Origin of the sequence: Flavobacterium sandaracinum (assembly GCF_004349135.1) — a bacterium.
Taxonomy (GTDB): domain Bacteria; phylum Bacteroidota; class Bacteroidia; order Flavobacteriales; family Flavobacteriaceae; genus Flavobacterium; species Flavobacterium sandaracinum.
Genome location: NZ_SMFN01000001.1, coordinates 392,989 through 418,152, shown reverse-complemented (window position 1 = coordinate 418,152; position 25,164 = coordinate 392,989). Strand labels below are relative to the sequence as shown.

Below are 25,164 nucleotides of genomic sequence, written 5' to 3'. Positions count from 1 at the left end.
TTATACTTTTAAGTCATATGATACTTTTCGTTTTTTTTTATAATTACCACTGTTAAATATACTTTATACAATCACAAAATATTTTGCTATTTACGTTAGATAATCAAATTTCATTATGTGCGCTTAATCATATAATAGGAATTACAGCCAACTGTTTTCAATTACAGTTGGCTATAATTCTTATTATAGCAGTATCACAATTATTTTTTAATTGGTTAATAGTACTGTAAGTGTATTCAGGATTTCTATTAAAATTATAATGATTATCATGGTTGTTTTTTTAATTGGTTAATAATACTGTTAGTGAATTAATGATTTCTATTAATATAATAATGATTACCATAGTTGTTTTTTATCAATTGTTAGTGTTAGAGAATTAGATTTGAAAAACTTTAATCTAAATTTTAGATTCAAATTTTGATACTTTTTTACTTTAAAGGATTAACTGAATAAGCAAATAGCTGTATTTAGGCAGCTTGTTTTTCTCTTAGTTTTTTGAACGTATAATAGGCAAAAAGTATTCCTGCAATGGCTAATACAAACAATTTCCCGTTTATTGGCGCAGCAGGAGCATCAGCGCTTTCTAAATCGCCAGTATCACTGTCGTCTCCCGGTGGAATTGCAAATAGCAGGAAACTGGACAAAAGGCAAAAAAGAGTGCAGTATGTTTTTAATAAAGTATGTTTCATTTTCATTTTTTGATGATTATAACCTGATGTAGTTGGTTGGGTTAAAGTTGAAAACTATCGCTAATACATCAGCTTTTTACGGACTACTTTATTTTCGTCAGATGTTATTTGGATAATCAAGGTTTGATGAGCCGCCATAAAGGAATCTAATGCCGTTAGAGACGAATTGATGTTGTTTTTTTCATAAACTAATCTTCCTCGAATATCAAATATTTTGACTGTAGCTATTGTTTTTTCACCAGCATTGATGTTTATAATTCCTTTTTGATTGTAAACAAGCACCGTATTCTCATTAAAAACGCCCTCTGCAAGACCTAATGTCGAATTTTCTTTGTACACAATTTCAAATCGATCGTTGAATGTTCCCGCTGCTGTAGTAAAGGAATAGCTAGTCTTTTTCAAGTCATGGTTTAAACTTGTAACCTTATCGTTTAAGAAAATGTTTTGACTGGCAGTAAATAAACCGTCAACATGATCAATTGCGATCGTAAAGTTACCCGCAGTATTCGTTTTGAAAGTAAGCGGCACAACATCCGAATCAGAAAAAGGCAGACTCCTTCCCTGAATCACAAATTCTTCGTTTTCAATCAGCGAATTCAAAGCCGTAGCATTATCATTTATGTATCTTCCATCGATTGTGGCATCAACTCCCAAAGTTGCTTTTGGCATATAGGCAATCAACATTTGGTTTACAGGCGTGGCCTCTTTGGAAAGATTTAGCCAAATTCGGTGCAACTCTGTTTCTTTAGTTTTTAAAAATTGATTGGCGTTATTGGCTACACGCATAGCGTTAGTAAACGAAATGGTTGGAGTAGACGACTTAGCAATAAATCCCTGACCCACTTGAATAATTCCGTTGGGTTCAATACTGCTTAGACCACCTGCATTAGCAGTTCCTCCAGCCGTGGTGTACGTGGCATAAGAAGAAGTAGCTGTGTTATTCGTTTTTCTCCAAAAGTACAATGCTTCACTGATATTATTTGTTGAAATAAATGTATTGGCATTTATAGTTGAAGGATACGGATTCCCAATTGCATTGTACGCATTGTTTGCCACTGTAATAGTGTAATCCCCATTGTTAGGAACCCCTTGAAACTGTCCTTCCCAAATTGTGGGTGATGTAGGATGATTATTTGGCATGCGAATTAAGTAAGCGGTTCCAGTTGCAAAATTATTTGTAGGAACGATTGCGTTGTACAAATTTGTACTTGGATTATACGTGTAAAAACGATTGGATAGGGTAGGTGGGGAGAAGGATTGTAATTGTTGTCCAGAAACTGGTGATGACCACAGAACATAATCCAAAAGCATCAAAGGCGATGTGTTTCTTTTTACAATAATATTTCCAGAATTGCCATTAGTGTTTTTGTTTTGTAGCAAGTTCGCGTTGCTTTCAAAAGTTAAAGAAGCTCCTGACGCTACTGTTATATCTCCTTCAACATTTAAATTAAATCCTGGATTTACCTTTACGACCGCATTATTATTGATAGTCAAACTGCAAGCAGTTAGGTTAGTTGAAATAGGTAAGTTTCCGGATATTATGGCATTCATTCCAGCTACAGGTAATCCATTTGACCAGGTGCTGCCATTCCATATTGTTGAGCCAATAATTACATTTTGGTTAGCAGTAACAGATTGTCCGTTTCCATCACTAAAAGTCCAAGTTATTACAGTTGACGAACTAATTGGAAAAGTAGTTGTGGTTGTTCCAGTAATCGTTCCTGCGCATGAATCAGTGGTAGTAGGAGCAATTGGAGTTACGAGGCATTGCCCTGTTATATCGGCTAAAGTTGGAGTAACTGGAGCAACTGTATCATCAATAATTACATTTTGATCAGCGGTTACAATTTGTCCGTTTCCATCATCGAAAGACCAAGTTACTATTGTTGTTCCTTGCGTCGTGATAGGGAAAGTTGTAGTGGTTGTACCAGTAACTGTACCTGCACAAACATCTGTAGTTGTAGGTGCAGTGGGTGATGCAGCGCATTGTGCAGTAACGTTCGTAAGTATTGGCGTTACTGGAGGAGTTACATCTTTTATGGTTACGTTGGCAACACAAGTACTCGTTTGACCATCAGCATCTGTTACAGAAAGTGTTACTTGTTGTACTGTGTCAGCATGTGCACAATTGAAACTGTTAGGAGATACAGATATAGCTGTAATTCCAATGTCGTCAGTTGAATTATTGTTAACATCGCTAGGAAGCACAATTAATTCGCCAGCACTGCTCAAGTTTAGCGTTGCGTTCTTGCAATTGGCTACAGGAGGCGAAGAAATAATTTCTAATACTTTAAAGTTGTCAAATCGAAACCCTTTGAAAGTAGTGTTGTATCCATGATTTCGATTGTTGGAATCTGTTCTTAGTATGAATCGAAACTTAACATTGGTTTTGTTGAATAGTCCAGCGTTTTCAGTAGCGCTTATATAGTATTCCTCTAACACCCATTTGCCAAATTTATCACCATCATACAATGGTTGACCGTCCGGTTGGAAGTCTTTATCTCCTAAAGTTTTTGATGTTGTTGAGAGAGTAGTGGAGTAATCAGTAACAGCAGTTGTTGTACCTGGTTTTGTGTATTTTCCATTCATTGGTATCCAAGTAATTCCATTATCTGTTGTCCCTTGTAATTGTACGTAGTCAAAACTTCTTTCTAAATCCCACTTAGCATTGAATTGAATGGCAATTTGTTGTTTTCCAGCTAATGAAATGGCTGTTGTTTGAGTAAGATTTGCAGTAGTTATTGCGCTAGAATAAGCAGCCGCAGCGTTGGTTGTTATACCTGGAGTCCCTCCAAAACCATCTGTAGTGGTTATTGCCCAAGATGTAGTTCCAGAAGCAGTCCAACCAGCCAAAGCAAGCGTAGTTGGATTAGCTACTGAAGTAAAAAGGCTTGTTGGGTTGTAATATTTTTCTATTCTAGTTTTGTAAATGGTATACGATCCATTTGACAAAGTGACTTCAAATTCAATTTTCTCTTTCGCTGCAATTGTAGGGCTGAGAGTAAAACTGACATCAAGATTTCTTTGTTCTAGAACAGTCATCCCAGATTGTGTTTCAACATTGGTAACGGATAGAATATTTGAAGAAATTGGAGTTACCGTTAGGGTGAAGTCTCCAGAAGTTTGTCCTACTCTTTCCAGTCCAAAGCTTAAAGATCCGCTGGTGTTTGTTATATCTGACTTGGTTAAATCGTGTAATTTAGCATAAACACCGCTGTAATATCCTGCAATGAAATTCATTCTTACTGCTCTTTGGGCTATTGGTGTTATTTGAATTGGTGTAGGCCAAAAACCCCCTTCGCCAGTTGTCGCTCCATTTTCAGGCGTCCAACATAGAGTGTTTTTTCCTGAGCCTTCACTCATCCAGTCATTACAATTTCCATTGTTCCAGTAGCTGATATTAGGGCTTGATCCGTAAGCGTAACGACTGAATTGCGTCATATCATGAGAATATTGATAGTACTCATTTTCTCTTCCTGTTGGTACTCCTGGATTTGTGGATAAATTATTTGTACGATAAAAAGCAGCTCTACCATGAAGGGCAGCGTTTTTATAGGCGTGGTGATTTACAGATGTTTTGAAATTATGTAATAAGAAAAAATCTTTGATAATTGTAGTTTCAGCTTCAGAGAATCCTCCAGTTCCTCTGTATGTATCATTGCATCCATTAGGAGATGAGCCTTGATCATCGTATCCCCAATACGTTCCCCAGTTTCTGTTCAGATCAATACCGTCTAAAAAAGTAGTACAAGCTCCAGTTTCTCTTCTGTTTTTTCTTTGCATTCCCCCACCAGTTGGTGATTGTGCTTGGTTGTAAGCCAATCCATCAGGATTTACGATTGGAATAAAGTAAAGGTCGTGGTGGTCCACTAAATTTTTTACATCTGGGTCGGTTGTATAGTTTTCTAAAAGATACCACATAAAATAGGTAAGATTCATTAAGCTGGCTACTTCTCTTGAATGAGTCATTCCAGTATATAGTGTTTCTGGTTTGGTTCCACTGATAGCTGAGTTAGAAATTTTGACTACATAAATAGGTCTGTTCTCTATAGTAAGTTGGTCTGTAGGCGAAGCATTTATTTTTGCAGTTATTAAGTTTGGATATTTACTTCTCATCAAATCCAATTGAGCATTGGTTTCGTCAACGGTTAAACAGCCCCCAAATGAAGCGCCAAGTTGGTAGTTTGTTGGGACATTCCAATCGATTTCTGTATTTTCAAATCGGTGTGTAATGTTTCCAAAAGTTGTCGTTTTAAGGCTTGTCGTTTTATTTGTGTTTTTAGTCTTGTTTAATTTTTGGGTTCTTAAAATTGATTTAGCTTGCGGTAAATTTTTTAAAGCACGATTTGCATAAAAACTTTCCATATCATCTACAACGACTTTGTATGGAGTTATATTTTTGATTTTTTTTTCTTCATAAGTAGAAACTTCAATTAGTAAATCCCCATTTGAATCAAATTGCGAACCGCAATCTAAATCGAGTCCCATTCTTCCCAACTTATTCATTAATTCCGATGAAGGATTAGCAATTTTTATTTTTTTGTAAATTTCTTTCTGAATTTTTTCTGATTCGTCTTTTGACTGAGCAAATGATAATTGGTTCAATAGCAAAATGATACATAAAGCTACAAAGTAATTTTTCTTCATATGGGATTTGGTTTTGGAAGCCCAAAACTATATCAAATAATTAAAAAAAACAATAAATTTTACGGTTTAACGTATTATTTAATCAATTAAAAGCGCTATGACTACGTTTTCAATAGTTAAATTGTTAAATCATAGGTGTTTTTAAATGTGATACAAGCTTCTTACGTATGCTATCGTTTTGCTAAATAGGTCTGTAAGGAAATGTATTATAGCATTAGCTATCTATTGCAGCGCTATCAATAAAGCTCTAAATTATTTGCAATATTGTCATTTAATAGTTTTTTTAACCTATTTACTTTTTTTGTATTGATTTTTTAACGAAAAAAGGGTGTCTTTACGGTAAACCATAAAAAGGTCAAGAACGAATACGTTATATTTGGTCAAAATTATCTTTTTTCTTACAGTGAAAACAGATGTATTCTAGGTTTACTTTTTTAAAATACAGTTATGAAACACCTTTACAGGATTCTATTTTTCTTTGTTTTACTATTTTCAGTTCATCAATTAAGCGCTAAAGTCACCAGCAGCTTTTTAATTAAGGAGAAAAAAATCCTAAATAAGGGAGACACTAATTTAGCTCCACCTACAACAACCATAACTACCAGTACCTCTTCTGTTTGTAAAGACGGATCCCTGCCAGTAATCACCTTTACAGGAGCGGGAGGAACGGCACCTTATACGTTTACCTATAGTATTGATGGAGTACAACAACCTACTTTAACCACTACCTCAGGCAATGCTGCAACAATCAACGTGCCAACAGCTACTATAGGAAGTTTTGCATACACCTTAATAAGTGTTCGAGATGCATCGATGCCAATCGTAGAAATTCCGCAAAATGGAAGTGTTACCGTAACTGTTACTGCCCCTCCAGTTGTTGATTTTACTTTTACTGATAACCTATGTTCTGGAACTGCAGTTCAATTTAGCACTGCAAGCTTTGGAACTATTTACACTTGGAATTTTGGGGATGGAACTACCTCTGCTCTCAAAAATCCATCACATATTTTTACTTCATTAGGTTGCGGAATAGCCACATTTAATGTGTCGTTAACGATTACAAACACTAGCGGCTGTTCAAATACAATAACGAAGACAATAAAAATAAAACAGCAGCCCGATGTAAATTTTCAAGATGGCAATGTTCCTTATAATCCGTTGAATCTGTCCAATCAATTTAGTAATTGTGGTTCAGCATCTGCATCGAACCCAAATTATTCAGTTTCTGTAGCAAATTCGTCATCATCAGTTTCTTGTATCACTTCCTATTCAATAAATTGGGGAGATGGTAACTCATTATCAAATGTTAGTTTTCCTGTAAATCATTCTTATACGCAATTAGGTGCTTTTCAAATGGTAATAACCGCTATAGGATCAAATGGTTGTTTAAGTAGTAAAACGTATACTGTAAAAAACGAGTCTAATCCATCTGGAAGTTTGAGTAGTCCTGGTAGTACAGAAAACTTATGTGCTCCAACACCTAATTTAGAATTTGTGATAGCCAATTGGGGTAAAAATTCACCAACGACAATCTATACAATTGATTATGGAGATACTACGCCATCTCTTATATTAACCCAAGCGCAATTAAATGCATCGGTTTATTATAATTCAAGTAATCCAGCCTTATCTGCTAATTATCCAGTACCCCATATATATGATTCTACAAGCTGTCCTAATGCTAGTATAACAGCGACTTTAGTTATGACTAATTCTTGTGGAACAACAAAATCTACGATCTCACCAATAAGTATTTTAAGACCTCCAGTTTCTAAATTTACAAATCCAATTAATGGTTGTGTTAATTCAAGTATTGTATTTACAAATAATTCAACACCATCATTGAATCAAAGTTGTGTACAAAACACACTTTATGAATGGAATTTTGGCGATGGAAGTCCTATTTCAAGTATAACATCTACGGGAATTCCAAATATTAATCATAGTTATACTTCGCCTGGTACTTATTCAATTTCTTTGACTACCTATGGTTATTGCGGTACTCCTTCAGTGTTTAGGAGCACAATTTGCATCGAATCCCCATTCATTCCTCAATTTACCTTAAATACTACTGAAGGGTGTTCGCCCTTAAATGTGGTAACTACAAATGCAACAAGCGTAATCAATCCCTGCACTCCGCCACTTTACGCTTGGGAAGTTGCTTATGCAAACGGGTATTGTGGAAGTGGCACGCCTTCTTGGAATTATGCAACGGGCAGCGCTTCGTCAGCAAATCCCACGTTCAATTTTGTTACTCCAGGAACATATTCGATAAAACTTACAATGACAAATTCCTGCGGACCCGTTACAACTTTAGTTAAAACGGTAATCGTTAAGCAACCGCCAACAGTTACTATAAATACAATATCTAATTTTTGTCAAAATGCAACTCTTAATCCAATAGCGAATATTACTATTTGCTCTCCTAATGCAGCAGGAACAACTTATTTATGGACTTTTATTGGAGGAACTCCGGCAACAGCAACGACGGCTGTTCCACCTGCAGTCTCTTACGCATTGCCCGGCAACTATGTGGTTTCACTGTCGGTTACCAATGAATGTGGAACAACAACAGTTGAAAGTAATACTTTTGCAGTGCAAGTTGCACCAATGGTACAAAATGAAGGAATTGCTATTTGTAGTGGAACTACTTTTTCTGTCACTCCTTCAAACGCAACTTCTGGAAACGCTATTCCAGTGGGAACAACTTATTCGTGGAACACTCCAATTGTAACAGGTGGGATTTCAGGTGGAGTTTTGGGTACAAATCAAACTTCCATAAGTGGTGCATTAATAAATAATACTACAACAGCTCAAACAGCAAAATACACCATAACACCAAAAATTGGTACCTGTTCGGGTAATTCATTTACCTTAATTGTCACTGTTAATCCATTACCAACAATAACAGGAACCTTAAAGGTTTGCGTCGGTTTGTCAACTTCTCTAATAGGAAGTGGAACTCCTGCAACTACAAATCCTTGGGTTTCTTCAAATCCTGCAATTGCAACAGTCAGTACTACTGGAGTGGTGAATGGAATAGCTGCTGGAAGTGCAACCATTACTTATACCAATTTTAATGGATGTCAAAAAACGGCAACCATAACCGTTAATGCTTTACCAACAGTTACCGTGAATAGTCCGGTGGTTTGCTCGGGAGTATCAACAACTGTAACAGCCACTCCCGGAATCGCAGGCACTTATTCGTACGCTTGGACTGTTCCAACAGGCTTTACAAACCCCGGAAGTGTCGCCAGTTTTTCCACAACCGTAGCGGGAACTTATAGTGTAATTATAACCAATACTACAACAGGATGTATCAGTTCAAGTGCTTCTGGAACAGTAACAGCAAATGCTTTGCCTATTTTAGTAATCACAAATCCTGCTGTAGTATGTAGTCCTTTAACTATTGATTTGAGAAGTCCAAATATAACAACAGGTTCGGATCCGGGATTGACATTGACGTATTGGACAAATAGTGCCGCTACAATAGCATTAAGTAATCCAAGTGGAGTAGCGGTAAGTGGAACTTACTATATAAAGGCATTAAACACCAATGGTTGTACTTTGATAAAACCAGTTGTGGTTATTGTTAATCCTTTGCCTCCTTTGCCCGCAGTAAGTCCAGTTTCCTATTGTCAAAATACTACAGCAAATATTTTGACAGCTACAGCTTTATCTAATCATACTTTAAATTGGTACACGGTTGCAACAGCAGGAACTCCACTAGCAGCTGCGCCAACACCTAATACAGCAACTGTAGGTACTGTAAACTATTATGCAAGTCAAACCAATACAGCTACTGGTTGTGAAGGAAACCGTGCTACAATAGTGGTAACTATAAAGGCCTTACCAACAGTTGCTGTAAATAGTCCAGTGGTTTGTTCGGGAGTATCAACGACTGTAACAGCCACTCCCGGAATTGCAGGCACTTATTCGTACGCTTGGACAGTTCCAGCAGGCTTTACAAACCCCGGAAGTGTCGCCAGTTTTCCAACAACAATCGCTGGAACTTATAGTGTAATTATTACCAATTCCACAACAGGATGTGTTAGTTCAAGTGCTTCTGGAACTGTAACCGCAAATGCTTTGCCAAATTTGATAATTACCAATCCAAGTTCGGTTTGTAGTCCAGCTACAGCTGATATTACTAGTTCAAGTACAACAGCAGGTTCGGATCCAGGGTTAACATTTACGTACTGGACAAATAGTTTGGCTACAATAGCATTAAGTAATCCAAATGCAGTAGCAGTAAGTGGAACTTACTATATAAAGGCATCAAACACTAATGGTTGTACTTTGATAAAACCAGTTGTGGTGACGGTTAATACAACGCCAACAGTTACCACACTATTAAATCTAGTCAAATGCAATGGTGAGATAAGCAGTATGATTGCATTTACAGGAAGTGTTGGAAGTGCCACTTTTGATTGGACGAACGACACCCCATCCATAGGTTTGTCATCTGCTGGTAGCGGAAACATTGCCCCTTTTACCGCAACGAATAGTGGTTTAACACCCCTAATTGCCACTATTACTGTCACGCCAAAAGCGAATGGTTGTATTGGAACACCCAAAAATTTTACCATAACTGTTAATCCAACACCGACGGTTGATTTGCCTTCGAATCAAACGGTTTGCAACGGACAATCAACAAATGCTATCGTATTTTCGGGAGCAATTGCAAACACAACCTACAATTGGATCAACAACAGTCCAGCCATTGGGATTGGAGCCAATGGAATTGGAGATATTCCCCAATTTACCGCCATCAATAATGGAACAAATCCAATAATTGCTACCATAACTGTGACACCCTCTATTAATGGATGCCCAGGAACAACTAAAACTTTTACAATTACTGTAAATCCATCACCAGCTGTCACTTTTTCACAAAGTCCACAGACTATTTGTTCAGGCAGTTCTAACGCATTAGTAACCTTAGAGAGTGCTACTGCAGGAGTTGCTTTTGGTTGGATCACTACACAGCCAACCGGAATAAGTGAGACCATAGCCACTTCAGGAACGAATACTATTCCAACACAAACCTTGACCAACACTACAAACGCAGACATTACTATTGAGTATAATGCCACAGCAACGGTAGCAGGAGTAACGGCTTGTTTAGGAGCTTCTTTTAAGTATACCATAATAGTGAAACCACAACCAAGGATAACATCTCCATTGGCACAAACCATTTGTAGTACTACTGCGTTTTCAATAACACCAAGTGATGGTTCAGGAAATATAGTTCCAAGCGGAACCGTTTATACTTGGAGTGCGCCTTTAGTTAGTCCGGTGGGAGCCATTTCGGGAGCAAATGCCCAAAGTATTCCACAATCTTCTATTAGCCAAACGCTAGTAAATGCGACCGATCAAATGGCTGTCGCTACTTACATGGTAACTCCAAGATCAGGAACTTGTGCAGGAATAGCTTTTCCTGTAGTAATAACAGTAAATCCATCTCCCAAAGTGGTGTTCTCCCGCGTGAATCAGAAAATCTGTTCAGGAAATGATGCTGTCGCAATAAATTTATCAAGCCCAACTACTGGAAGTGTAACTTTTAATTGGACTGCTTCAATTCCTCCGGGAATTACTGGAGCAACATCATCAGGAACAACGGCTGTAATTCCTATTCAAACGTTAACCAATACTACCGCAGGTCCACTGACAGTTATTTATACAGCAACAGCAACCCTAAATGACGGAGTGGTTTGCCAAGGTCCACCTAATAGCTATAGCATAACCGTAAATCCAGCGATTATAACCTCCAGTGTTTTGTCCAATTATAATGGTTTTAACCTTAGTGCTGTAGGTGCAAATGATGGCTCTATTGCTGTATCGGTATCGGGTGGCTCGGGATCTTATACCTATTCCTGGTCAGGACCCAATAGTTTTTTGGCTTCAAGCCAAAATATTGCTAATCTTAAAGCAGGAGATTATACGCTTACCATAAATGATGGACTATGCGATCCCGTAATTTTATCTTTTACTTTAACCGCACCGCAGTCCTTAATTATTCAAGAAGATACAGCGGCACACGCTAACATTTTTTGTAATGGCTATTCAACGGGTAGCATAAAAGTGGTTATTACCCAGCAATCCATTGGACCTTACAAATATGAATTAATTTTACAAGGCGGAGGCATTGTTCAGAGCAGTCTAAACAATTCAGCTTTGGATTATACTTTTGATGGATTAGTCGCAGGTACTTATGACATCAAAGTTACTGATAGCAATGGAAGCGTGAAGACAATTGTAGGAGTTGTTATTTCCCAACCTTCAGGTATAACTGCTTCGATAAGTGCCCAAACGAATGTTCTTTGTTTTGGAGACAATACGGGAAGCGCGACCGCAACTGCAATTGGAGGTAGTGGCGCTTTGACTTATTCTTGGAATACACTTCCTATTCAGACTACGCCAACAGCAGTCGGATTAACAGCAGGAACCTATAAAGTAACCATCACCGATACCAATTCATGTGCCATCGAAAAACAGGTTGTAATCACCGAACCAGATGGTTTGGTTACATCAATAAGTACGCAGACAAATATTTTATGCTTTGGAAACAGCACTGGAACGGCTACTATTGCTGTTAGTGGAGGCAAAGTACCGTATGCTTTTTCTTGGAGCACTTTGATAAATAATACTAGTGCTACAGCCTCTGGACTTTCAGCGGGTACGTATAATGTTACGGTAACGGATGCCAATAATTGTATAAAAGTGCAACAAGTTATCATTACACAACCAACAGCCGTGCTGGAGTCCTCTATAAGCAGTTTTAATAACGTAAGCTGTTTTGGTGGAAGTGACGGAAAGGCTACTGTTGCTGTCACAAATGGATCAGCTCCATATACTTATTCTTGGAATACAGTACCGATTCAAACAGGGGCAACAGCGACTGGATTAACGAAAGGAAATTACTCCGTTAGCATTACTGATATTAACGGATGTGAAACAACCTCTGCGGTTGCAATTGAACAACCAGCAGCAATTTCTACTTCTATTTCAGCACAAACTAATGTTGCCTGTTCGGGTAGTGATTCGGGATCAGCAACGATTATGCCAAATGGAGGCACCGCTCCTTATACTTTTTCGTGGAATACAACTCCAATACAAACTACTGCAACAGGGATTAATCTGGCTAAAGGAACCTATTTGGTCACGGTTGTCGATGGTAATAATTGTTCGACAATTCAACAAGTAGTAATAACCGAACCAAACGGACTAGTGACTGCTATTGCGTCCCAAGTCAATGTTGATTGCTTCGGAAAAAGTACAGGTTCAGCCACGGTATCTGTTTCTGGAGGGACAGCCCCATTAACCTATTCATGGGATACCGCTACTGTAAACACAACGTTAAGTGCCTCAGGATTAGTCGCAGGAAGCTATCATTTAACCGTTTCTGATGCTAATGGCTGTCAAAAAATACAGGAAGTTAATATCACAGAGCCAGCTGATCTTGCTATCACCACTGACTTGGAAAAAGACGTCACTTGCTTTGGCGATTCAGATGGAGCAATAAAAATAACGGTGAGTGGAGGTACTCCAGTTTACAGTTATTCGTGGACCAAAGATGGAACCGCTTTCGCCAACACCGAAGATTTATCCAATTTAAGTCCAGGAATCTATCAAATAACGGTTTCAGATGCCAACAATTGTGGACCAAAAACAGCCACTTTTACCATTACAGAACCGCCAGTTTTAGAAGTAACATTTGGTAGTAAAACGGATATTAAGTGCTTTGGTACTGCAACGGGAGCTATAAATGTTAATGTAATAGGAGGGACTCCTTCCCCTTCTGGTTATAATTTTGCTTGGACGGGACCAAATGGCTTTACTAGTGCCAGCCAGAATTTGATAGCTGTTTTTGCTGGAAACTATAATTTGATCGTAACCGATAATTCAGGATGCACTGATAGGCTAACGGTGATTTTAACACAGCCATCCCTAGTAACAGTTTCAGCTACTACCACTCCCATTGTTTGTTATGGCGATAATGATGCCTCCATTCGTCTGACTGTTTCTGGAGGAGTTGCGCTATATACAGTTTTATGGAGTAATTTGGCTGTGGGACTAGTTCAGGAGAATCTTTCGGCGGGAGATTATGTGGCTACGATTACGGATGCTAATAACTGTATAAAAACGATAACAGTAAATATACCCGAGGCTCCACTATTTAAAATGGACCCTACTGTTACTCAAATTTCTTGCTTTGGCGCTCGTGACGGAAGTATTAAATTAAACTTAGTGGGAGGAATACCTAGTGTGAAGTTAGTTTGGAGTGACAATAGTTTGGCCGGAACAACTAGAAATAATCTTGGACCAGGTACTTATACCGCTACAATAATTGATGGAACCCCTTGTTCAATTACTAAAACCTTTGTGATAATTGAACCGCAGGCATTAGTCTTGGCTGCAAATACAACCAATGCATTAAATTGTGATGATGCCAATAGCGGTGCAATTAATTTATTAGTATCAGGGGGAACGCCGCCTTTTTCTTATGTGTGGTCTAATGGTGCTGTAACTGAAGATTTGAATGCAATTCCTGCGGGTAATTATTTAGTTACCGTCACGGATGCCAGAAAATGTAGTGCATCTGGAAGCTACTCAGTTATCCGACCGGCAGCCATAGCTGTAAAAGTAGAGACCGCTACTGATTTTAACTGCGAAACTAAAGTTGTCAAGCAGTCTTTTGTGGCCAAAACATCAGGAGGAGTTCCGCCTTATCAGTTTGTATGGTCAAGCGGAAGTGTGAGTGGTCCTAACAATGAAATAATGAGTACATCGCAAAACGGATTAGTGGTGCTCAATGCAATCGACTCTAGAAATTGCAGTACAACGTATACATTTGACGTCGCTATTCCCCAATTAGGTTCGCCATCCTTTACTACCGCCTCAATAGGATACAGTACTTATGGCATTTACTCTATTGAAGATCCAATTCAATTTACCAATACTGCAACCGGAGATTATACTGCAATAACTTGGGATTTTGGTGATGCTACTTTTTCAACCGAAGAAAATCCGACTCATATTTATAAAAAGGAAGGAACTTATATTGTCAGTCAAACGGTTACTTATCCTTTTGGATGTGTATATGTGCGCCAAATCACTCTGGAGGTAGAGAAAGGATATCGCTTAATTCCTCCAACAGGATTCACGCCCAATAATGATGGTATCAACGATTATTTTGCGCCTGTTCTTTTAGGATTAAACGACATCCATTTTGATGTTTACGATACTTGGGGTAGTTTAATTTATTCTGAATCTGGAGAAAATATTAGAGGCTGGGATGGAAAAATCAATACTAAAGAAGGCGAAAATGGAAATTATTATTTCACTATTACCGCTACAACATTTTACGGAAAAATAATTAAGGATAAAGGAGCATTAGTGCTGATAAATTAAAAAAAATGAAATTAAAAATATTATTTCCCCTATTATTCTGCTGCTTTTTCAATCAAGCAAAAGCGCAAGATCCAATATTTACTCAATATTTTCTCATTCCCGAAACGCTAAATCCTGGTTTTTCTGGTTTTTTGGAAACAACTTATGCTGGGATTATCCATCGATCGCAGTGGCCAGATTTGGATTTGAAAATTGACACCGATTATGCTTTTATTAATACATGGAGCGAAAATAGCAATAGTGGTATTGGTTTTAGTATTTTGAATCATAGAGAAAACAAAACGCAGTACAGTTTTACCCAATTCAATGTCAATTATGCGTACAGAGTTAGGCTCAATGATAATTGGTATTTTAGACCTGCTATTGAGGTTGGTTTTGGAACCAAATCGTTTGGTTTTGGTAATCTAGTATTAGAAGATCAAATTAATATAGGTTCTGGAACCATCAATCCTACCAGTGGAGATCCTTTAGTGCTGAATGATAGATTTAAGTTTTTTGATTTTACCGCAGGGATGGTTTTTAATAATGAGAATGCGTGGTTTGGACTTTCTTTAAAACACATCAACAAGCCTAATATTTCTTTTGTTGCTGATAAAAACATCCCTTTAAATATGTTTTTTTCTGCCAGTGGGGGATATGAATTTTTAGTTGTTGATTATTTAGATGTGGCTTTGTTTCCCTATGAAACAAAGTTTTTGTTGACAGCGAATTACATGAATCAAGGCGAATACAATCGTTTGGATCTTGGATCTTCCGTTATGTTTAAAACGGTATTTTTTGGTTTGTCTGCTGCTACAAATCCCGGAACTAAGTCAGACAACAGTCATTTAGTGACGTCGTTAAATGTTTTTGGCGGATTACAATATGAGCACTTAAAATTTGGGTTATCACACGATTTTAGTACCTCAAAAATAGGGAAAACAGGAGGGATCTATGAATTGTCCTTGACGTATCAGTTTGATCTTGATGTAAAGTGTTTTGGTTGCCCCAATTATGCAAAAAATTATTGATTTACTCTAGCAACAGGGTCGTAAAAAAATCAAATAAGTGGGCATTTATTATACAATGATAGCCTAACGGTATGAAAATAAGAACTTAACCTTTAGATTTACTAATTAAGTAATAAGAATAAAACAATGACGTATTTTTTTACCATATAAGTCATTGAAGTTTCATTTGTGTGAGACTGATAACTTAAGCAATAATAAGGTCATTTAAGGTTAAATGCTTACATGACTTTTTATGTTAAATAGTATTTCACTCCTTTTATAGTACGGTAATGAATAAGTCCAACTACTTATATGAAAATAAAGGCACTTTAATTAGCTTAAAAAAAGAGTTTAGATAACAATTTAAACAGCTAGTCAATTTGTCTTTTGCCTTCTAATAAAGGATTGATTTCAAATAAACGTAATAGTGCAATTATTTTCACTGTTACTATAAACACGATTGTAAAAAATTGTCATAGCAGTCTTAATTAAGAAAAGAGACTCTAAACAACAAAAGGTCACTCCTTAACGTCACTCTTAATAAAAAATATTTAGTTTTATTGATAATCTTGTTTTGACTAGTTTTAAGATGATTTCGTCACTCTTTTTCGTCACTCCTTTATTTGTGGAAATAGTAAGGTTAAAAAGGTTGTGAAAACAAGTTATAGCTAGTGTGGTGATGAAAATTAATTATTAAAAATTGAAATATAATTTTCTTCAATTTCCTTTATCTCAATTTCAGATAGGACATTAAACTCTTTTTCTAGAGCTCTTTTTGAAAGTATCCCATTATTTTGTTCTAAAAATCGAATGAGTAATGCTACTGTTTTGTCTGGCATTTGAAAAATATCATCCAAATATTTTTTCATAGCATCATATTTCTGTAGATAGTTTACCTCATTGGGAATGACATTTACAATAGTATCATTAACGCAATCAAATAAGAACTCTGCTTGTTTAGTTGCGTCAAAATAACGGTAATAATCAATTGTCTGGTTCAGTACGGCTACATTGTTAGATTCTGTAGTTTTCCATTCTATAAAGTCCAATAATGGATGTGAATAAGATTCTAATACGATTCTATAATCGTCAATATGATTTAAAATAGAAGCAGACACCGGGAAGATTATTCCTTGTTGTGCAAATTGCATTTTAGTTAAAATATGATGTATTAAATATCGGTGTATTCTTCCGTTACCATCTACAAAAGGATGAATAAAAACAAATCCAAAAGCTATTTTTGCAGCTGCCAAAACAGCATTAAAGCCAGTTTCTTCAATGTTTTTATAACTTGCAATTAATCCGTCCATCAATTTTTCAATATCTTGACATTTTGCTGAAATATGTTCTGGCATTGGTTCTCCACTAACTCGGTCATGTTCCCCCACAAAGCCCCCTTCGTCCCTATAACCCATTTTTAGGAAACGACTATTTTCTATCACTATTTGTTGTAATCGCAATAGTTCTTCTTTTTCTAATGGTTTTGAACCTGCCTGACCTATGGCTTTTCCCCACCTAATTGCTCTAGTATTAGAGGGGGTTTCTCCTTCTATGGTAAAAGATGCTTTGGAATCTTTTAGCAATAAAAAAGCGGATGCTCGTTGTAGTACGTCTTTACGAATTTCGCTTAAAAAACTATTTTTTTTATGGGAAAGATCATCAGCGATATAATCATTCAACTTTGGAGTTTTAAATATTAGCGGACAAAAATCAACAGTGCCAGGCAAGTTGTTTTTTATACGATGGCGGCTGGAATTTGTACTTATAGGCAAAGCAAATTGTATGTCTTCATCAATTAGAGTAACGAAATTTCCTTTACTTAAATCTGGAATTGGAAGTGACTTCCCCATAAGCCATTCGTATAAGAACCAAATTTTACGGCTGTATTGTCCTTGCGGTTCTATTTGGACCAATGAAGTTATTGTTTCTTCTGATAGTTGTTCAAATAGTTTTTTAAAAAACAATAAATTTATTCCTTCGTATTTTAAGGCAAATACCAATTGTTTATACAGTGAGTCTTCTGGTTCGTGACGCGAAGTAAATACTTGCCAATGATCAGTTTTATATTGACGTTTTTTAGTACTTATCAATGATAAACGATCTGGGAATGGCATAGCCAGAGTTAAAGCTTCTATTAAAGCACCATAACCTACCAGTATTCCTTCTTCAGGTGCGTTATGACCGTGAAAAACATTTATTTTTAGTGAAAATTGATTAGTATTCATGTGTATTGGTGAAAATTGATTATTCAAAAATAAGTGAAAAATAGTTACATCTGGTGAAAAGAACTTGTTTTTTACCAATTTAGAGAAAAAACACTTATTGTTATGGATTTAATAATATGAAATGAGTAAAAACAAAATTTTAGCTACCGATTAGATAATAGCAATTCAGTCCTGAATGATAAATTATTTAAAAAACTGTAAAAAGCTTAGTTGTAAAATTGAATTATTCTTGATACAAATCAGATTTGGAAATAGTCTTGTTTAGTTTGAAGGAAATAATTTTATCTAAACTGTTTTATTTATGTAAAATATTAAGATCAAGTAATGCTATCCAAAATATAAATCCTTTCTTTTAAAAAAGGGTATGAGTTTATAAAATATAATACTCTTGCGAAGACTGAATAGTAATATTCCTGCGTTCTGTAAGGTGTATTATTCATATTATCAAGGTGATAACGCGTTCTTTTTTGTATATTCGTCACTCCAATTCGTCATGGAGTGATGAATTTATTTAAATGAAAAAACCCCTAAACAATTGCTGTTTAAGGGTTTGTTTTGTAGCGAGACCGAGATTTGAACTCGGGACCTCAGGGTTATGAATTCGATTAAATTTCCTAAAAATTATCGAAAATATCCTTGTTTTACTAGATTTATATCAAAAGTGTGTACGAAATCGTGTACTGGTTAATATTAAAAATTTAAGCTAAATTAATCAATTTTATTTAATATTAATAATAGGATTATCATTTTCATCCAATAAATCAAAAACAGAAATCAAAGTTAGGATTTCGGGGTTGATCTCTGCCAGTCTTTGTACTTCAATTTCAACTTTAGATTGTTTTCTTTGAGTGGGAATTATAAAATTGCTTTGTCTAGGTTCTAAGTAAATGTCGGCAAGATCAGTACCCACAGGCACATCTAAATTTTCTATAAATCGACTACATCTTATTCTGAAGCCTTCACTTTGTAATGCAGCTATAATTTTATTCCAGTCTTCAAATTCTGCTTTGTCGGGATAAACAACAATATTGTATTCTTTAATAGGTAATAGTAATTCTCTTTTTAAGTTTCCTTTGCCTCCCGTTGCCATCCATGTATACTTAGGTAGCAATAAACTCATCATAACAGTAGTTTTTTCAGCTTCCGTAATTGCAATTGTTTTAGATTTGTTCGAGTTTTTTAAATGCAACCCAAATAAGCATTGTTTTAGGTTAAAAGGATCTATTTTAAGAAGCTTATGCACCCATGTTATGTGATTGGAGGGTTTCTTTACCCTTGATCCTGAAATAGGATTATATAACATGACTTTGCCAGTTCTAACTTCATTTTGGTCATTAATTTGCCAAAACACAGTTGCTCCTTTCCAGTGCGATGACGTTCCGATGAAATATTTTTCAATTACTAGCTCTATTTCCTCTTCTGAAAAATGAATTCTTAGAAATTGAACAAAATTATTCTGTGTGAAATTCTTTTTGGATCGATTTAGTAATCCAGGATTTAATGTAGATGCTTTTACTTTTACTGGAGCATTTTCAAGAGTTGTGATTGCACCATTATTTTTGGGCGCTAAATGACATTTGCAATTGGTTTGCCGATCACATCGACCGAAATCGCCTTCTACATAGCTATTTTGTTCGTTATCAAAATACCTTACAAAGGATTTCATGTCACAGCTTGGACAGGGAAATTTTTTACTGGATTTATCGAGTGAGTAACGATACATAGGTCTATTTTCTATTCGTAAACTTCGTAACATTCGTAGGACTTACGAATGTTACGAATATTACGAGTCTTTATTTTTACTAAAACAGGTTTTAATTAAATACTTCATTACGTCTAAATCTAGGGCTGGTTTTTTGCGCTTTGGAGTAATTAATTCTTCAAGAGAGAAAGATTTCTTTTCAGATTCTAACATATCAAATAGCAGCGTTCTCTCCTTTTCGGTGAGAGTCTGTATTATTTGATAAGTTAGTTGTGCTGTCATTATGTGTTATCTGCTTTTTTTATTTTATTTCTAACTGTTCCCTCTGATATGCCTAATTGTGTTCCAACCTCAACATTACTTAGTCCTTGGTTTTTTAATCTAATGATCTCACTAACTTGTTCGCTGTTATTTCGAGGTTTCAAATGTTCCATTTCATCATCATAGCTATCAAATACAAATTCTAAAAAATTGGACTGCTTCTCAATTGTGCAAATAATTACATTTTCGGTGTCGTAGATTAGTTCCGTATTACGCTGTTTTATTTGCTTGATATAACGCAGTCCATTTTTTTGTATACTTTCACCAATTGCAAAGCAGCTGTCGCAAAAGTTGATTAGCATTTTACTGCCTGACAGGTCATTTTTACTCAAAGGTTTAGAGGAATCTCGTTTAGGAGTATGCGCAAGAACTAATATTGATAGGCCATATTTTTTCTTGATACTATTTATATATTTCATTAGGGGCAAAGCTTCTTTTGCCTTTTCAGTGTCATTCTTTAAGTATGTTAGATTGTCAATAACTATAATTTTAGCTTGAGTTTCAATAATTGCTTTTTCTAAGGAAAAACATAAAAATTCTTCAAAATCTTTGAATTTTGCAGGAATGTCCTGTTCAGGATTGATTTCTACCCTTATTAAATTCTCATTGAATACGTAGTGTTCGGTGTAACTTTTAGAATATCGATTTTCGATCTGCTTGTCTGATAATTCAAAATCAAAGTATAATACCTTTTGTGGTTCAACTTCGTTCTTGAATCCTTTAATAGAAATCCCTTTACTGATAGAATTTGATATTTGTAAGGCTAGTATTGATTTTCCTAAATTAGTATCGGCAAATAAGATGCAAGTCTCCCGTTGATACCATAATTCACTGAATAGCATATTGGGAATTGGACGATTTTTGGCTTCTTCAATCCATTCATTCATCGGCTTAATCATGAAGCAACTTCGACTTTCTTCCACACTCGTGTTTTCAAATGGAATTTTCAAGTCATTTTCTAAGCTTTTTTTGAAGTCAATTGGTGTTTGTAAGTTATTTGGGTGCTGTTCTGGCATATCTGATTATTTTAAATTGTCTACAGAATGTAGTACAGTATGTAAGACAAGCTGTAATACATTCTGTAGACAAATAGATTTAAAGTTGAATTCTGTTTTCAAAAGCTTTGTAAGCTATATAATCAGCCAGTCCTGTGTAATCGAAGGTATCTTCATGGTATAGCACACAAAATCGGAATTTGTTATTTTCTGTTCCATACGCAGCAATGAATCTTTGAAGATCAAATAGTAGTTTTTCAAATTCTTCCATAAGATTTGAAGGAAGACTATTGTTTTTAATAACCTCCAATGTGATGTTTTTGAGATCAATTAAAGTTTGTTTATTACTGGAATCTTGTGGAAATCCTTTTTTTTGAAAAATCCATGAAGTGAGATAAATAAATTTATTGGAATTGTAAATGTCATTTTCTGTTACCGTATAATGATTGGAGATGATTTTTCGAAGTACCTCCGAATTGGAAGTGCCTGAGTCTGCAGATTCGACGTTTAGCTTGTCACTGAGGTATTCAGGTACACGCACGTGTAAGGGGACTGATTTCATAATTATCCTATTTGGTTTAAATAATTAAGTACATCAATTCTCTTAAATCGAATCGTTCGTTTGATTCTTGTAAATGGTATTATGCCTTCCTTTCGAATTTTCCACAAAGTAACCTCGCTACAACTTAATAACGTGCAGGTTTCCTTTACAGAAATCCAGTCTTCTAATACGGAGGATTTGTCTGCGGAGATAAGTCTAAAGTTTTCTAATAGCAGTAGAACTCTTTTTTGAAGTGCTTTGAGTTCTTTTACCTCTTCTTGGAGGTTGTCAAATGATTGAAAAAATTGCTGAGTGTTCATGATAAATTTAGTTAATATTAATTGATATGCAATTAACTTAACATGTATAATATCAGCAAATTAAAAAAGTGTCAGAAACAGTGAAATTTATGTCAGAAATCAAAAAACAAGTCTAAATTACTTTTTGGGACGTCAAAATTTAGCCAACGTTGACGTAAAGCACCAACTCTTTTATCGTTTTGTAAATTTTCTTTAGGAATAAAAGTAGCAATTTTAGTTAGTTTAAACTTATATTGATCTTTTATAAAATCAATGAAGTTTTTCTTATTATCAGTAATTAAATCAAACTCAAGTAACACTTGGTAAAGGCTTTCAATGTGTGATCTTTTTAAATTTTTATAATTGACTAAAGTTGAGTTAGTAAATCGATACGATTTTAAGTTTTTAAAAATAGTATCAAAATCTTTGTATTTGAAAGCTTCACTAGTTTTTTTAGAATAATATAAGTCTTCTTCAAACTGGTATTTATCATTTATTTCAACTAATATTTGCGCCATTAACTCTATGTACATTGCGTCTTGTGTTTCAACAGACTCACTAAAGAAAGTGGCGTCATAGTAAGATGAATCCCCAGTTAAATAGGAAGTTAGATTTTCAGTTGTCGCTAATTTTTTTTTTACTTGATGATGGTAAGTATGTAATTTAAATAATTTTCCAGTTGAATGTGTATGTGATATACCGTTGACGGAAATACTTTCGGCTACCATCGAAACTTGCAGGATATTAAGAGATTTATATATTTCATTAAATTCCTCTAAAGCAACTTTTCTTAAATCGAAATATTCATAACCATAAAAGGTTTCATTGAAATCCGTAAAATATTGAGACTTTGATTTAATAAATTTATGTTTATATGTATTGTATATAAAATCATTAAATTCATTTATTAAATCGATCGGTGGGACAAATTGAGTTTTTATCTCTATCTCTTCAAAATCGGGTGTAAAATTAACTTTCAATAATTTCTCGAAAGTTTCTTGGGAAAATACATTATGATAAATGTCTTTCTCATGTAATACGTTTTCAATATCTCCTATCGTTAAATCTTCTATTTTATTTATTTCTTCAGGATCTAAAATGCCATAATATTTCATATTTCTTTATTTTTAATTGTTTCGTACGAAACTTACTCTCGTTTCTTTGTCAAACTTAATAAAAATTCATTAACTTTACAAAAAAAATTAAGTATACAGTGTACTAAATATGTTTATGACCTATAAACTAACCGATATAATAAAGATGAAATCAGGAGTATTTGCTAAAGGCGATACAAATCCTGATGTTTATTATATTCAGTCAACCGATTTTGATTCATATAAAAAGTGGGTAGAAAACTTAAATCCCGTTTTGAGTGTAGGACCAAAGTTAGAAAAACATATTTTGAAACAAGGTGACATTCTCTTTGCTGTGAAAGGTCGAGAGTTTTTTGCTGTGGTTTATGATGGGAGGTATGCACCAGCTGTCGCTTCAACTACTTTTTTAGTACTACAAGTGAAAGCAAAAAATATATTACCAGAGTATGTGGTTTGGTTTCTTAATCATTCTAAGTCACAAGCTATATTATGGAGTATGGCTCGTGGAACTGCAATTTCATCCATAACCAAATCTACATTAGAACAAATAGAAATTCCAATACCTTCAGTGTCGAAACAAAATTCTATTTTAGAGTTTTCAAATTTACAAAAGAAGGAGAATCAATTGCAACAACAAATAATCCAATTGAAACAAGTATATATAAACGAACTAACATACAAATCAATACAGTAACATGAGTGCAAAAATAAATCAAAAAGACATCAATCAAATCGTATGGAACGCTTGTGGTACTTTTAGAGGTGTTATAGATCCGTCTCAATATAAGGATTACATACTTACGATGCTCTTTCTAAAATACATTAGTGATGTAAATAAAGAAAAACGAATTGAATATTTAGCGAAATATAATAATGATGAAGCTCGAACTGAAAGAGCTTTAAAAATGGAGCGTTTTGTATTGCCAGAACATTGTGGTTTTGACCATTTATTCGAGCATAGAAACGAAAGTAATATTGGAGAACTCATTAATATTGCTTTGGCTGATTTGGAAGAAGCCAATAGGGAGAAATTAAGCAGCGAAGATGGGAGTGGTATTTTTAGAAACATCGATTTCAATAGCAGTAATCTAGGTGAAGTAAAAGACAAAAACAATCGTTTGAAAAACCTTTTGACTGATTTTAGTGTGTTGGATTTGAGTCCTTCTCATTTAGAGCGTGAAGATGTAATTGGTAATGCTTACGAATATCTGATAGCCAACTTTGCTAGTGATGCAGGGAAAAAAGCAGGAGAATTTTTTACACCAAGCGAAGTTTCTACTTTGTTGGCTAAACTCACCAAGTCAAAATCGGGTGCAAGAATATGTGATCCCACTTGTGGATCGGGTTCTTTGTTGATTAAGGCAGGACGAGAAGTTGGCGACAATAACTTTTCGCTTTATGGGCAAGAAGCCAACGGAAGTACATGGGCTTTGGCTGTGATGAATATGTTTTTGCACGGTTTTGATAATGCCACAATTCGTTGGGGTGACACGATTAGAAACCCAAAACTAAAAGAAGGCGACTATTTAATGAAGTTTGATACTGTAGTGGCAAACCCACCTTTTTCTTTAGATAAATGGGGAGCTGATATGGCGACGGGCGATGTTTATAACCGTTTTTGGCGTGGTGTTCCATCCAAAAGCAAAGGTGATTGGGCTTTTATCAGTCACATGATCGAAACTTTGAACGAAACAGGGAAGGCAGGTGTTGTAGTTCCTCACGGCGTTTTGTTTAGAGGAAGCAGCGAAGGGAAGATTCGTCAAAAAACCATTGAAGACAATTTGCTGGAAGCCGTAATTGGTTTGCCTGCCAATTTATTTTTTGGAACAGGTATTCCTGCGGCCATTTTGGTTTTCAATAAAGACAAAGGAAAAAATACCGATATTATTTTTATTGATGCCAGCAAACATTTTGAAAGTGGTAAAAACCAAAATAAGTTACGTGATTCAGACATTGCCAAAATTGTAGCGACCTATGATGATTTTCACAACGGAAAATTGAAAAGCGGATTAGCCGAAGAAAAATACAGTTTCGTAGCTACTTTTGATGAAATTCTGGAGAATGATTTCAATCTTAATATCCCTAGATATGTTGATACTTTCGAAGAAGAAGATATAATCGATATTCAGGCTGTGCAACAAGAAATTGGGAAACTGGAGGTGGAATTGAAAGAAGTACAAATTCAGATGGAAAAATACTTGCAAGAGTTAATTGATTAGCGCAAGATGTGTACATGAAATGATGGTTT

General features: G+C 35.4%; 13 protein-coding genes. 4 read left to right on the top strand and 9 right to left on the bottom strand.

The features are described 5' to 3' along the window. Nucleotides 1-467: 467 nt before the first annotated feature. Both E0F91_RS01840 and E0F91_RS01835 read right to left on the bottom strand, forming a co-directional pair. A complete protein-coding gene (locus E0F91_RS01840; protein WP_132064655.1) occupies nucleotides 468-689 on the bottom strand; it encodes a hypothetical protein in 222 nt (73 codons plus the stop codon). A 60-nt stretch (nucleotides 690-749) separates the two neighbouring features. Further along, nucleotides 750-5,336, bottom strand: coding sequence for a M14 family zinc carboxypeptidase (locus E0F91_RS01835; RefSeq protein ID WP_132064654.1), 4,587 nt, complete (start codon nucleotides 5,334-5,336; stop codon nucleotides 750-752). Between the two features lie 447 nt (nucleotides 5,337-5,783). Here E0F91_RS01835 and E0F91_RS01830 point away from each other — a divergent pair, with 447 nt between their 5' ends. Then, nucleotides 5,784-14,750 carry a PKD domain-containing protein gene (locus E0F91_RS01830; RefSeq protein ID WP_132064653.1) on the top strand — a complete coding sequence of 2,989 codons (8,967 nt, stop codon included), beginning with the start codon at nucleotides 5,784-5,786 and terminating at the stop codon, nucleotides 14,748-14,750. A 5-nt stretch (nucleotides 14,751-14,755) separates the two neighbouring features. Then, the gene (locus tag E0F91_RS01825) at nucleotides 14,756-15,760 is read left to right on the top strand and encodes a PorP/SprF family type IX secretion system membrane protein (protein ID WP_132064652.1); all 1,005 of its coding nucleotides are present in this window, start codon (nucleotides 14,756-14,758) and stop codon (nucleotides 15,758-15,760) included. A 665-nt stretch (nucleotides 15,761-16,425) separates the two neighbouring features. Here E0F91_RS01825 and E0F91_RS01820 read toward each other — a convergent pair. The 7 genes from E0F91_RS01820 to E0F91_RS01790 all read right to left on the bottom strand — a co-directional run bounded on the left by E0F91_RS01820 (nucleotide 16,426) and on the right by E0F91_RS01790 (nucleotide 22,937). Beyond that, nucleotides 16,426-17,964, bottom strand: coding sequence for a Fic family protein (locus E0F91_RS01820; RefSeq protein ID WP_132064651.1), 1,539 nt, complete (start codon nucleotides 17,962-17,964; stop codon nucleotides 16,426-16,428). Nucleotides 17,965-18,682: 718 nt separating this feature from the next. Then, complete coding sequence (locus tag E0F91_RS01815) at nucleotides 18,683-19,687, bottom strand: DUF6371 domain-containing protein (RefSeq protein WP_279432778.1); 1,005 nt, start codon at nucleotides 19,685-19,687, stop codon at nucleotides 18,683-18,685. Nucleotides 19,688-19,747: 60 nt separating this feature from the next. Next, the gene (locus E0F91_RS01810) at nucleotides 19,748-19,948 is read right to left on the bottom strand and encodes a hypothetical protein (protein WP_132064649.1); all 201 of its coding nucleotides are present in this window, start codon (nucleotides 19,946-19,948) and stop codon (nucleotides 19,748-19,750) included. Then, nucleotides 19,948-21,003: an AAA family ATPase gene (locus E0F91_RS01805; protein ID WP_132064648.1), complete on the bottom strand. Its 1,056-nt coding sequence runs from the start codon at nucleotides 21,001-21,003 to the stop codon at nucleotides 19,948-19,950. The genes E0F91_RS01810 and E0F91_RS01805 overlap by 1 nt, the downstream gene beginning before the upstream one ends. A gap of 79 nt (nucleotides 21,004-21,082) precedes the next feature. After that, nucleotides 21,083-21,544: a hypothetical protein gene (locus E0F91_RS01800; RefSeq protein WP_132064647.1), complete on the bottom strand. Its 462-nt coding sequence runs from the start codon at nucleotides 21,542-21,544 to the stop codon at nucleotides 21,083-21,085. A gap of 2 nt (nucleotides 21,545-21,546) precedes the next feature. After that, a complete protein-coding gene (locus E0F91_RS01795; protein WP_132064646.1) occupies nucleotides 21,547-21,843 on the bottom strand; it encodes a helix-turn-helix domain-containing protein in 297 nt (98 codons plus the stop codon). Nucleotides 21,844-21,935: 92 nt separating this feature from the next. Beyond that, a complete protein-coding gene (locus tag E0F91_RS01790; protein ID WP_132064645.1) occupies nucleotides 21,936-22,937 on the bottom strand; it encodes a hypothetical protein in 1,002 nt (333 codons plus the stop codon). A 109-nt stretch (nucleotides 22,938-23,046) separates the two neighbouring features. Between E0F91_RS01790 and E0F91_RS01785 the strand changes: the two genes are divergently transcribed. Beyond that, nucleotides 23,047-23,610 (top strand): restriction endonuclease subunit S, encoded by a 564-nt coding sequence (locus E0F91_RS01785; RefSeq protein ID WP_132064644.1) that lies wholly within the window; start codon nucleotides 23,047-23,049, stop codon nucleotides 23,608-23,610. A gap of 1 nt (nucleotide 23,611) precedes the next feature. After that, on the top strand, nucleotides 23,612-25,135 hold the full coding sequence (locus E0F91_RS01780) for a type I restriction-modification system subunit M (RefSeq protein ID WP_132064643.1): 1,524 nt from the start codon (nucleotides 23,612-23,614) through the stop codon (nucleotides 25,133-25,135). The last annotated feature ends 29 nt before the right edge of the window (nucleotides 25,136-25,164 follow it).